This is a genomic window from Streptococcus sp. 1559 (assembly GCF_013276735.1).
Lineage (GTDB): Bacteria > Bacillota > Bacilli > Lactobacillales > Streptococcaceae > Streptococcus > Streptococcus pseudopneumoniae.
This window is the reverse complement of the sequence record NZ_VMLO01000026.1, coordinates 1-12,807: the sequence shown is the minus strand read 5'-3', so window position 1 is coordinate 12,807 and position 12,807 is coordinate 1. Positions and strand designations below refer to the sequence as shown.

The following is a 12,807-nucleotide window of genomic DNA, read 5'->3' as shown; positions in this document are numbered from 1 at the left end:
ACTGTCCCAGTTTCCTATTTTTACTGGGCTTTTGACGGTCTTTGTATCTTAGATAAACATTTTTCTGAGTAGGGTTTGTTTGCTTTCTTTGAGCTGGTTGACTTTTTCCTCTTGCTTGGCAATGGCCTTGTCTAGGTCTTGGAAGAAAGAACCGATAGCTTCTTGTTCAGGGAGAGAGGGAACGAAGACGGTAAATGACTGAATTGTTGGCAATCTTAGCGAATCAACCGTTGCCTTTACTGTATTCCTCATAGCATGCTGTTTAAAATCTTTTTTCATCTGCTGTAGTACAAACTTAGCGTTAACATCTGTAAAGTTAGAGATTTTATAAACACGTTGATGAACATCGAATTTCCCATTTACATAATGAAAAATTTCTCCTAATCTTCCTTCTCCAGGTATTAAGATAGCCTCTCCATCAAAAGAATATGAATTAATTCGTTTTACTTCTTCTGAACGAATGTAAAATGGATATAATCCATTCTCAACAGAATCTTGAACATCTCTACCACCAGTTTTTATATTCGTAACTTCCCCCAACTTCACTTCCTTCCAGTCATTTTCAAATCCTGCGAAGCGAAGGGCTGGTTTGGTTTGTCCTTTGGCTGGGAAGAGGAGTTTGAGGTAGGTTTTCTTCTGCTCTTTGAGCACCTCTAACTTACGCTGTTGAAGGCTAATGAGCTGGTCAATATCTTGGAAGAAAGTTGATAGAATAGAAATCTCTCTAAAATCATTAGGGATAACTAAACTAATCTCTGACATTACATTATTCATTAATTTCGGGTTGCCAACTTTTGAAACATATTTCCAAGCTTCGTTATTTAATATTTCTGCAATCACTTTATTAGCAAAACCTTCATCAGACAGTAAAACACCGTTCACATTTGTACTATAAAATTTTCCTTCCCTGTAATTTACCGTTCCAGCATTTGCTCCATCAGTTGTCCAAGTTATTGCTGTTTCAAATAGATATTTATCATAATAGCCTAATAACCCTTCATTTTTGGTTTGAGAAGAATATACAGGATATTTATAAGTATCTGTTTTTTCTTCTGATATCTGCGTTGTTGCTAGTACTTGTCCCCTAGTAACTCTAAAAATATCTGAGACTTTCACTTCCTTCCACTCATCTTCAAATCCTACAAATCGATAACTTGGTTGTTTTATCATATTACTCCTCCAACTATTTCATCTTTATTTGTATCTATAAATTGCAATTGATAAGCTTTATGAGCACCCCATGCCTTAAGTATTTTCTTAATAGTATATTCATACTTCTTATCAAACTGGTCTACATAAATGCTCACATTCGGTGCCTGTTTAAAGATTTCTTTAAAGTACGGAGCATCCACTCCATTCTCATCCCGAATACCAAAACCAATGAAGTAGATTTCTTTGATAGAACTTAAATTTTTGAAAAGGGATTCGTGCTTTCTAAGTTGCTGATGGACGGGCTTTCTAGTCAAATAAACTAAATTATGAAGAAAGTCACGTACCTCAGTTGGGTTATTTTGTCTAAATTTATCATAAGAATCCATTTCACGATTATGTCCAAATATTAGTTTATCTTCAGAAATACTTCCATGTATATGACATATTTGTTCAGAATTTATACCGTAGAAATCCTCTAATAACATACTATAATTAAAAGTTAAAAAGTAGGCATTTTTATTGTGTTCAACAGATTTCTTTCGTTTTAGTTTTTTTAGATTAGTAGGCATATTATCCCAATCAAGAATAAAACATTGAACCCATTCCCTAAATAAGTTTTCAATGTCTGCTCTTAGAAATTTTTCAAGAATCGTTGCCAGTTCCTCAGAATATGTTTCTAAATTTTCCAAGACACAAGATGGCGGTATAATTTTCACCTCATTTATCCAACCTAAATCACGCTCCAACTGAGACCAAAAATTTTCTAATCTCATTAATTGCATCATATGTCGATAAATAAATTGATACCGTTCATGTTTATCTAACTGACCATTTCTAATTTTAGGCAGAGAATATCCATATATGTCTCTCAACTCATCTTCATTAACATATCGATGTTGTTCTTGAATTTCAATATCCTTTTCCCTAAAAAAGTCGCAAATTCCCTTTGATGTTTGCAACGACTCTAACAACTCATCTTTCCCATAAGCCTGCTGATAAACAAACTTCTTGAAATATAGATAATTCGTCTTCAAATCATGCGCCATATCAAAACCATTTCCGATAATAAATAATTTCTCCACTCTATCCCCCCTTTCTATTACTCCATTTTCTTATTTCTACACTTTAGGTTTTCTCTTTTTGATTTCTATTCTTCAATTTTACCTATTTTTACACTTTAGGATTGCCATCTATCATTTCTATTGTTCAATTTTGGCCATTTTTGCACTTTAGATAGGAAACTATGCTATTCTATTCTTCAATTTTGCCTATTTTGAAACAATAGATAGGCTTATTTTGTGATATAATGTTAAAAAACGTTGAAATGCGAGGATGACTACATATGAACTATAGAGAACTTAGAAAAATCTACTACAGTCATCGTGACCAGTATGAGGAAGAGTATCAACTACGCTTACAAGGATACAGTTCCATTAGAACATCTCTTTATCCTCATTTAATGCAACGCGATACTGTCAAAACAAGTCAATACCCTTTATTTGTAACCCTACATCTAGGGATTTCCCAACTGATGGAAACTATTTCACAGCAGTCTCAACGAATTAGTGAAATAGCTGATACCCTCCCTAAGATTGCCCACGATCAGTTTTATAAAGAACAGCTCTACCAATCGATTATTTCCACAAATGAAATCGAAGGTATCCATACAACTCGTAAAGAGTTGGTCGATGTGGAGAAACTCCTAGAGGAAGACCCCTATAAGACCGAACAAATCAAACATCTTTCCACCTTGCGAATGTACCAACAAATCCTTAAGGATGAATTTCTCCAAATCCAATCTCTTGAAGATATCAGAGGGATTTATGACCAATTAACACAAGGAGAAATCTCGCCAGAGGATGAACTCGATGGAGAGTTTTTTAGACAGAAATCGGTCTTTATCCAAGACGACAAGACTGGCAAAGTCATCTATATCCCACCTCAAAAGGAGGAACAGATTCAGGTCATGCTGACAGAGTGGATTCGTTTTATAAACGACCATTCTATCCCAAACCTTGTCAAGGCTTGTGCTGGACACTATTTTTTTGAAAATATACATCCCTTCTATGACGGTAACGGTCGGACAGGACGCTATATCCTTGCCAAGTACTTGTCTAGAAAACTCGATAAATTTTCAGGGTTAGTTTTGTCCCAACAAATCAATCACCATAAGCAAGACTATTATAAGGCTTTTAGGAATACTGGCGATCATCTCAACCGTGCCGATGCTACCTTCTTCGTTGAAACCTTGTTGACTTTTATCAAGGAAGGACAGGAAAATATTATCCAAACCCTCCTTGAAAAACAAGAGCAACTGAATCGCTATAAAGTTAAGATAGAGCAGACAGAAGGGCTGGAGGAAGTCGAGAAATACATCTTGTTTCTACTCGCTCAGTCCAAGCTCTTTGTTGATGATAAGAGAGATGGTATAGAAGATAGAAGCATCATCCAACTGGCCAATCAGTCCAACCATCATTACTCTAAGAAAAAGGTCAAGGATGCTTTCTTGCATCTTGAAGATAGGGGAATTTTGACCCTAATTGGTCGAAAACCTTCCCAACATTATCTTTCTGACTATTTTTAATACTCAATGAAAATCAAAGAGCAAACTAGGAAACTAGCTGCAGGCTGCTCAAAACACTGTNNAGTCACATATATACGGCAAGGCGACGTTGACGTGGTTTGAAGAGATTTTCGAAGAGTATAAACCTATCTCCCTCTTAGCGGTAAGATATCCTCTGAAATCATGCGCATATAGTCCTCTTTGAGGGCTTTTTTGTATTTGAGTTTTGGTAGTGCCTTGTCTCCGTGGGCTTCCTTATAGGCCAGATAGTCCTGAGATTCCGTAATGGCTTTTTCACCATTTTGCTTGTCTCGTCCGATGCGGTAGTTGTCCACTACGAACTGGAGTTCATCCTCTCCTATCTGCCAATAATCTGCCGTTTCACTAATCTTTTTCTGGGTTGTTAGCTCAATCATCTCATCCAACTTATGGGTCACAGACTGCCCCTGATAGCTCTTAGCATCTGCTTGGACATTCTGCCAGAGTTTGGAGATGAGGCTGGATAACTTGGGATTGGATTTGTTCAAATCTTCGATATAGTTATCTACCAGACCCTTTTCCTTTTTACCGATAAGGTTTTCCCGATTTTCGATCAAGGCTTGGATGAGAGAGAGGATATAGTGATAGTTTATCTCGTCGGTGCGGATGGATTCGAGCTCATACTCGATATCCAGCAGCACACCTTCATCTTCTTGGTCTTCTTTTCTGCGTCTGCGGAGTTCTTCGATGACATTTTGATATTGGCCGGCAAAGTTCTCGATGTCTTCTAGGCTAAGTCCAATCTCTCTGAGGATGACTTTCTCATCATAGTCAGAATAGACTTGTATAGAAGATAGGAGCTTGTCAAATTCCTGGAAGGCCTTGGCAAAGCGTTTTAATTCTGCATCTGTCGCTGTATCCAAATCCGGCACCTGCTCTGGACTTGGAGCGATGGCTAATAGTTGATGAACCTTCTCCAGAAACTTGGCCTTCTCCTCCTGCCATTCTGGGGCTAAAACACTGCTTTCGCCACCATTTGAGTAGAGGCTCAGAGCTTCATCCACCTTTTCTTTAAAACGGTCAGGCGTTTGGAAAGTAACGATTTGGCCGAATTTCTTGCCTTCATCAAAGAGGCGATTGGTTCGTGAAAAGGCCTGAATGATGTGCTGGGGTTTCATGGGCTGACGGTCCATGAATAGGGTCGATAGGCAAGGGGCATCAAAGCCTGTCAACAAGCGGTCCACAACGATAACCAAGTCCAACTGTTCCTCACGGAAGGCAAAGCGTTCTTTCTTACGAGCCAGACGGTCGTTGAGGTCACTATTGTAGGATGCAATGGTTGCTAGGCTAAAATGGGTACCAAACATGGCATTGTAGTCTTCTAAACTCTCCTCCATATAGGCTTGGTTGACATAGGAGTTTGCTTCATTTTCTGTCACAGAGTAAGTAATGGCAACCTTAGGGAAGTCTGGCAAAACCTTTTTAACATTTTCCGAAATGCTTAGAGACTTCTCTCCATTTTTGACTTGCTTAATCAGGTTATAATAGGCCTGCGCACGGACAATGCTTTTGACAGTCAAAATGGCTTCATAGGTTTTTCCTACCCCATTTTGGAAACCGAGTTTGCGTCTTGAGCGATTGAGAATAGCATCTAAAACGGCAAGCATATGTCCTTCGTCATCATAACGCTCCTCGTCAATCTCATCTTCTGCCCAACCAGGCATGGTCGTCTGATACTCCACATTAAAACCAAGAACCGCCTTGTCATGGATGGCTTCTTTGACGGTATATTGGTGGAGGCAGTCACCGTACTGCTCTTCGGTCGTCTGAGCAAGGTCTCCTTTTTGTTCACGTTTATTTTCTGTAAAGATAGGAGTTCCTGTAAACCCATACCAGAGAGAATTTGTAAAGAAGTGCTCTAGGTGGCGCTGGCGTTCAGGAGTCACTGCGCGATGGCATTCATCAACAACAAAGCCTAGTTTGAGTTGTTTGATACGATTGTAGACCTTTTGGTGACGGCCTTCATCAAACTGACGAATCATAGCATTGATTTTCTGGATGGTCGTCACAACGACACGGCGGTCATCAGAAGCTAGATTTTTAACCAATTCCTGTGTATCATCGGTCTCGTCGATATCGATCATATCGTTCTCTGCGTAAGATTGAAAAGAACTAGTCGTCTGCTGGTCAAGGTCTGTCCTATCAATCACAAAGATTGTCTTCTCAATAGATGGTATCTGAAGCAGATTGCGCGAAACCTTATAGGAGGTCAGGGTCTTTCCTGAACCGGTCGTATGCCAAATATAGCCTGACTGGCGCTTGCGACTGGCTTCACGGATAGCCTCAATGGCATGTACCTGATAGGGGCGTAATAAAATCAAGGCCTTCTTGTCATCATCAATGACAGAATACTGCATGACCATCTCGTGGGCTCTCGGTATCGACAAGACAGACTCTGCAAAGTCAAATAGTTGAGGTTGAGGTCTATTTTCACTATCCACCCACTTGGTCAAGAAGCGCTCATTTAGCTTGTTGGCTTTGGCAGCTGCGATGTAGCGGGTGTCTGTGACATTAGAGACGACAAACATCTGAAGACTTGAAAAAATGCCTCTGAACTGTCCTTCTTGGTCGTATTTTTTAATCTGACGGAAGGCATCCATGTAAGGATGAGAACGGCTTTTTAGTTCAATCTGAATCATAGGCAGACCATTGATCAGCAAAGTCACATCCCCACGACGCTGGCGAATCCCTTCTCCGCCTGTGATGACTTGATTGACAACCTCATAGCTGGATTTGCCACCAGCGACATTGTTTCTCCACAAGACTTCCAAGCGAATGGTGCCTAAACTAGCATCTTCACGTTGAACCTGCACCTTGGCAATGCCATTTTCCCCTGCTATCCACTTGGCTGCTTCGTAGAAGTTGACGAAATTGAGCTGGTTTTTAATTTGATTTTTCTCTGAATTTGTAAGGGGATGGTCTTGCAAAATGCGGACATTATTGGCTTCCAGCTTGGCAAAAAAGTTTCCCCATAGGAGGTCTTCTGTATTTAACTCAGGTCGATACACCCATTGACTTTCTCCCTTTGTCAACCGGTTGATCAAATCTCGCTCGATAGCCAATTCCTGTTTGGTTTTGGCTTTACCTGCTACAGGGATAGCAGTCTCATCTTTGGGAGAGAGTCTCTGGCTGATATGGAAATCCTGCAAGGCGGCTTGATTGAGATATTGCAATTTTTTGAGAAGATCTTGCTCTGTCCCTTTAATGGCTTGATAGCCTTCCGTCAATTCTTTATCTGCATCTAGGTAGTGATGTGGGTTCTTCTTTATTTGGATATAACCCTGCACCAAATCTTCTAAACGTCTCAGCTGAATAGCAAGCTGGTTCTGGAGTTCCTGAGAATTGCTTCCAGATGCTTCTTTCTGGTTGATAGCTTCTAGGTATTCTACGATGGCAGTATAACTAGGCTGCAACTCAGGTGCTGAAACGATGAGTTCTTGTTCTAATTCTTTTGATAACGTGTAAGCCATGTTCATACCCCATTTCTACAACGCAAAAAGCCTACCAAAAACATTGGTAGGTTTTGAAAATGGGTATGAAAACGCGAGTTTATATATATATATATATATACAAGCTAGTTATTTGCTTAAATCTGAAAACCATAGGGACTCTTCCTTTTCATTCATCCAAGGCGTTGATAAGATCGAAAAACAACGCCTTTACTTCCTTCTATTGTATCATAAAAGACTAGTAGTGAAAAGGTTTCCCATGGTTTTATCTCTTATTTCAGAGTAAAGGTAGTTTCTTTCTTAAATTTTCAATCTATCTATAGACTAAAAGATCTTTTTAGTTTAGAATAGTAATATAAACTATTTTTGTATCATGATAACTTAGAATAATTCATAATTTTTTAATAAAAATAAAAAATATAAATAGGAGAATTTATAATGTGTAAAGTCTATAAATATAGCGAACTATACTCAACAGATTTTATGTCTTATTTTGACAATAAAAAAGAAGTAATATCAGACATTGAACTTCAATCAGATGAATATAGTATAGATATTGATAAAATTATTGCTGAATTAGGAATTGAGGTTATAGAAACATACTTCGATTCGCATTCTGGAAAATATGATGCTGACACTAAAAAAATGTATGTTAATATTTTGGAACCGCTACAGCGTCAACGATTTACTAAGTCTCATGAATTAGGCCATTTTGTGTTAAAACATGAAGGAATTTCTGAACGTGAACAAACACCAGTAGCGAATGCTAAAGAAAGAGCTGCTAACCAGTTTGCAGCAGAACTACTAATGCCGCAAAAGTTAATCATAAAAGCAATCGATAGAATGGCAATAGATTATTCTATGACCTGGGAGGAATTAGATACTTTAAATGATGAAATTATTATTACTTATCTTGCTGAAAAATTAAATGTGTCCAATCCGGCTATGAAATATAGACTTATTAATTTGGGTGTATTGTCCATTTAAGGAGAATTTTATGTTACTTAGGGATAAATTCTATGAAAATTTAGGGACCTATTATTCATCCCCTGAAGAAATAAAAAATCAACTGAATTCAAAAATCTTTAATGATTTTAAAATAGTAATAAATATAATTGGAATAAACCAACCTCAGGAAGATTTAACACCAATTTACAAAATTCAAAATCTAGAACTCTCATCAACAAATAAAAACTCTAAATTGCAAGATGAAATCGATGATATCAATAAATATTTATTAAGTGCAGGTACGGGATTAGGATATAAAGATGAAAAAAATTCATGGAGTTTATTTTACTTAATAAAAGAAATGATTACATCGTTTCAAAGACAAGGCTATAATTACTATAGGGGACAAAGAGAGGATTGGGAAACAGTACCAGGGATATTTAGAAATTTACAAAATAGTGAAGGAAATAAATACTGTAACACTTTTGAATCTCTTTATCTAAATATCTCTAGAGAATTTCCTGATGAAGTTAAATATGTCCCTTTAAATCAAGAAATGTTAGATATCCGAGCTGATGAATTAGCTATCTTACAACATTATGGTTTGCCAACAAGTCTACTAGATATTTCCGAAAATCCATTCATAGCCATGTTGTTTATGTTAGGTTTTGGGAAAATAAAAAATCCTCAGTTAGAGTTCTATAAAATTGACTCCAGCAATGATAGTGAGAATGGAATAATTTCTTTAGTTCATAAGAAAATTACAAATAAGAGAATACGGGCACAAAAAGGTGCTTTTATAAATTTTGATAAACTTATTAAATTTATAAATTTTAAAAAAAATGAAATAGAATTAGAAAATTATAAACCTATCGATAGAATTATTCTAAATATCAAATTTAATATAGAGGCCTCTATTAAGTCTTTAAAAAATCAGCAAAGCTCTAATCATACTAAGCCAGAAGATGATCTATCTTCTAAAAATTTAGACGGAGTAATTAAATTTTTAGAAGGAAAGTCTGTCAAATCAGGTTCTGATAAAAATAATCAAGAGGAAAGAATTTCTGGCGACTACTATGAATTAATTCAAAGAGAACTTTTACGAAAGTTAAAAGAATACAATTATGAAACAAATGCCTTATTTCCAGATTTTTCAGACTATTTGATTTATAAATCTAAAGAATTCGAATTAAAAGATGATAAAAAATCTAATAGAGCGGTACTTAATGAATTAAAAAAAATTCAAATAACCTGCCTTATCATAAAAGCAAAAAGAATAGAAAAGGTAAATATAGAATCACAAGAGTCTGGAGAAAAAGTCTTTGAAATCAAAAAAACGCATAATATCAAGAATTATACAACCTTGATATTATGTGTTTTATTGTAGAAAGATTTACTTCATTTTCTCCTGAAATTGAGTTTTTCCCAGCATCCTTGTGTATTATTCTTGTACTTCTTTCTGAGCAGCCTTGCCTTGGTCGAGAAGGGCTTGGACGATTTTCTCATCGCGTAGTTTGACAGAATCGTTGATCATTTCTGCGGACTTGACGATGGTTGTTTCTAGTTGGGCACGTTTCTGGCGTCCCAATTCAATAGCTGCGACGATACCTTGGTTTTGAGCGACCAGACTTTCAGCCAATTTGGTAACAGACTCAACAGCGACTGTCGGGCTTTGGGCAATTCTTTCCATCTGCGGAATCACTTCCTTGCTGGTCTCAGCTAGCATCTGAAGGGCAGCATTATTGGCATTGACAATGGCATCTGCCACGACACCTGATTTCATGGATTGTTGCAAAATACCCAGTTGGGCAATGGAAAGTTTCATTGTCGGAATCGTATTACGACGAAGCATTCCCAATTTTTGGCGCATATCAGATGACACCTTCACAAGATTTCGCATCTGAGGTGTTGTTGCCCAGGCAACATAGAGACGGCTGACATACTCAGTATGTTGTTGTTCAAGGGTATTGACCACTTCAGCCATGCGGGCCAATTCTTGTGACTTGGTTTGGTATTCTACCGTACTTGTATCGAGTTGGTCAGCTTGAGCTTTCAGTTCTGCAGCGCGCTTGCCAGCTTCTGTCTGGCTGGCTTCGATAAAGGAAATCACTCCCACTAGATTTTCAATGGATTTGGTATTGTCCTCAATCAACATCTCAGCAGAGACGATATTTCGAGCTAGCACATCTTCTTGCTTGACCACTGCGGCAGCCATGCCATCGAGCTTTTGCTCTACTGTTTTTGAGTCAAAGTAAAATTCCTGTAGGGTATTCTTGCTCTTGTTAAACAATCGTTGCAAAAAGTTTGGCTTTTCTTCTAACTCAGCAATTTCAGCGTTCTTGTATTTGACTACAAAGCCTTGCAACTCACGGTTGGTATTCTTGAGAAGATCATCCACTTGGGGAATCTGCAGTTTCTTTTGTTCTGACAAGATACGGTTGACCGTATTGTTCACACCTTCTACAGCAGATTGGCCAAAATCCAAAAGAGCATTTTGATTGGTGACAAACTGGTCTACCAACTGGGGCACGTGCGCCTTAATCCCTTCTTGTTGCTCAGGGCTCAGCTTCTCAAGGAAGGTCAAGGTCTTGTCCGAGCCAGTATTGGTCTCGATGATTTGGGTTGTCTTATCCACCTTAGCTACCGTATTATTGGCAATCTGGTCAATATCAAAATTAAATTCTGTCATGGTTACTCCTTTGTTTCTAACCTATTCTTTACGATCTTTTTCTAGGATACGCAAACTAATATCAAAATCACGCATATCTGTTTCATTGAGTTCTCTCAACACCTGGTCCAGCTCAAGGTCAAATTGTTCGATAGCTGATTTAGCTTGCTGTAAACGTTCTTCTGCTCGATTATAGTTTTTAGGATTGGCCTTAATCTTTAAATAGCCTTCTAAAATCGTTTTGAATTTCTCCATCTTCAAACTATGAATGGCCGTCAATTCTTCCTTATCCCCCTCGGCAGAGGTGGCAATCTTGTCTAAAATAGCCTGATGGTCAACGGCAATATTATCCAAGGTCTGAGACAATTCTGGAGCTAGTTCCTCTGGCTCCGCATTTTCAAGTTCTACCTGACTTTCTCTATCCAAACGTTCTAGCTGAACATCGATGTTTGCCCTTACTGTACGAACCTTTTTGTCAATACGGTTGTAGATATCAGCATCGATATAGGACTTGAGACAATCCGCCTCCTGATGGATTTCCCTCAGTTCGATCAATACTTGATTGGCCAGACTCTTATAGGAATCTGAACCTTTTTCTACTAAAGTTCCCTCCAATTGCTGAATATCCTTGTCCGCCTGACGAATACGAGCTTTTAAAAGCTCAATCCAATCGTCGAGAGAACGATCCTGCAAAAGAGGATAGCGCCAACGTTTATAGAGACGATAACCACCATAGCCTAGCAGGACACAAGCCGCAAGTGGGAGAGCATATTGAACCAAAAGGCCCAGTAAGAACAAGAAGCCCCAAAAATAGAGACAGCCTTTGCAAAAACCATTACCTGATTTCATAAACATTCCTTATTTTCAATTTATAAATCTATTTTAGCACAAAAGAGCAAAATGAGGGCGGAAATCCCCTAGAAAAGAGTTGATTTCTTTGCTGTAGAATGGAGGCTAGTAGAGCGTGGGCTAATTTCAGTAAAGCGGACTCAAACCACAGGCTTCAGTGTTATAAGATTGCGAAATGACCTCTGAGGACATATCAAAACAAAAGCTTGAAATATCGGAGGGGTTGTGTTAGAATGAACTTACAATGTGAGTAAAGTTACAGCATATGTAACTAAAAAGCCCCACCGTGCCACCGATGGTTTTTTTTGCTACCCTCTTAAAGGGTTAACCATTACTTCTTACGTTTCTTAAGCCATAACTTGAAAAGCTCAGATAACACGTTAATAAGTAACAGAGCTAGAAACACTGTGAGTAAAGTTTCTAGCATATGTAACACCTCCCTTCCTTAAATTGAGGGGGCCAAAATATAGTAGATTGAAACTAGAATAGTACATCTGGATTTCTAAAATATTACTAGAAATTGATTTGATTGTCCTGATTGATTTGTCCTATTTTTATTTTATTTCACTATATTATATCATCAAGATCACGTAATTCCCAAACAAAAACGCCTTTATGTGTATGTACTGATGTACTGACCCCAAAAAGTTAGACAATTAATTTAAGCAAAGGATTTAGTTCTGTATTGCACAGGGCTAAGTCCTTTTAGTTTTACCTTAATTCGTTTATTGTTGCAGTAATCAATATAGTCTACAATAGCTTGTTCCAATTGATTAAGCGATTGAAACGACTTCTCATAACCGTAAAACATTTCCGATTTCAGAATCCCAAAGAAGGACTCCATCATACCATTGTCTGGGCTGTTACCCTTACGTGACATAGATGGTTAGATTCCCTTATTCTTTAAAAAATGACGATAGAAATCGTGTTGGTATTGCCATCCTTGGTCACTATGGAGAATTGTATTTTCGTAATGGTTCTCTGTAAAGGCTTGTTCTAGCATAGCTTTCATTTGTACTAAGTTCGGCAAATAGGAGATAATTTCACTGTTAAAGCCATCTAAAACTGGTGATATAGTTGCTTAGTTTCAAACAAGCATGTTATAATAAAGCTATGGCATATAGTACAGATTTTAAACA

Annotated in this window: 8 protein-coding genes and 1 pseudogene; 3 read left to right on the top strand and 6 right to left on the bottom strand. The window is 37.8% G+C overall.

Annotated features, from left to right (window positions below; all coding sequences use genetic code 11):
• Nucleotides 1–48: 48 nt before the first annotated feature.
• Nucleotides 49–1,170: a restriction endonuclease subunit S gene (locus HT688_RS04380; RefSeq protein ID WP_007284838.1), complete on the bottom strand. Its 1,122-nt coding sequence runs from the start codon at nt 1,168–1,170 to the stop codon at nt 49–51.
• Nucleotides 1,167–2,234, bottom strand: a complete 1,068-nt coding sequence (locus tag HT688_RS04375; protein WP_000413037.1) for an AbiH family protein — start codon at nt 2,232–2,234, stop codon at nt 1,167–1,169. Before HT688_RS04375 ends, HT688_RS04380 begins: the two co-directional genes overlap by 4 nt.
• Nucleotides 2,235–2,494: 260 nt before the next feature.
• Here HT688_RS04375 and HT688_RS04370 point away from each other — a divergent pair, with 260 nt between their 5' ends.
• On the top strand, nt 2,495–3,736 hold the full coding sequence (locus HT688_RS04370) for a Fic family protein (protein ID WP_023935418.1): 1,242 nt from the start codon (nt 2,495–2,497) through the stop codon (nt 3,734–3,736).
• Between the two features lie 125 nt (nt 3,737–3,861).
• Here HT688_RS04370 and HT688_RS04365 read toward each other — a convergent pair whose 3' ends face one another.
• Entirely contained in the window at nt 3,862–7,230 is a 3,369-nt protein-coding gene (locus HT688_RS04365) for a type I restriction endonuclease subunit R (protein WP_240148160.1), read from the bottom strand.
• A gap of 456 nt (nt 7,231–7,686) precedes the next feature.
• Here HT688_RS04365 and HT688_RS04360 point away from each other — a divergent pair, with 456 nt between their 5' ends.
• Entirely contained in the window at nt 7,687–8,190 is a 504-nt protein-coding gene (locus HT688_RS04360; protein ID WP_240148159.1) for an ImmA/IrrE family metallo-endopeptidase, read from the top strand.
• Nucleotides 8,191–8,200: 10 nt separating this feature from the next.
• On the top strand, nt 8,201–9,538 hold the full coding sequence (locus HT688_RS04355; protein ID WP_230554377.1) for an FRG domain-containing protein: 1,338 nt from the start codon (nt 8,201–8,203) through the stop codon (nt 9,536–9,538).
• 54 nt (nt 9,539–9,592) lie between these two features.
• Here HT688_RS04355 and HT688_RS04350 read toward each other — a convergent pair whose 3' ends face one another.
• From HT688_RS04350 to HT688_RS04340, 3 genes and pseudogenes are all read right to left on the bottom strand, one after another.
• Nucleotides 9,593–10,840 carry a toxic anion resistance protein gene (locus tag HT688_RS04350; protein WP_000134328.1) on the bottom strand — a complete coding sequence of 416 codons (1,248 nt, stop codon included), beginning with the start codon at nt 10,838–10,840 and terminating at the stop codon, nt 9,593–9,595.
• A gap of 21 nt (nt 10,841–10,861) precedes the next feature.
• Nucleotides 10,862–11,668 carry a coiled-coil domain-containing protein gene (locus HT688_RS04345; RefSeq protein ID WP_000834988.1) on the bottom strand — a complete coding sequence of 269 codons (807 nt, stop codon included), beginning with the start codon at nt 11,666–11,668 and terminating at the stop codon, nt 10,862–10,864.
• A gap of 661 nt (nt 11,669–12,329) precedes the next feature.
• A pseudogene (locus HT688_RS04340) lies at nt 12,330–12,743 on the bottom strand (IS3 family transposase); the annotation flags it as partial.
• Nucleotides 12,744–12,807 lie beyond the last annotated feature (64 nt).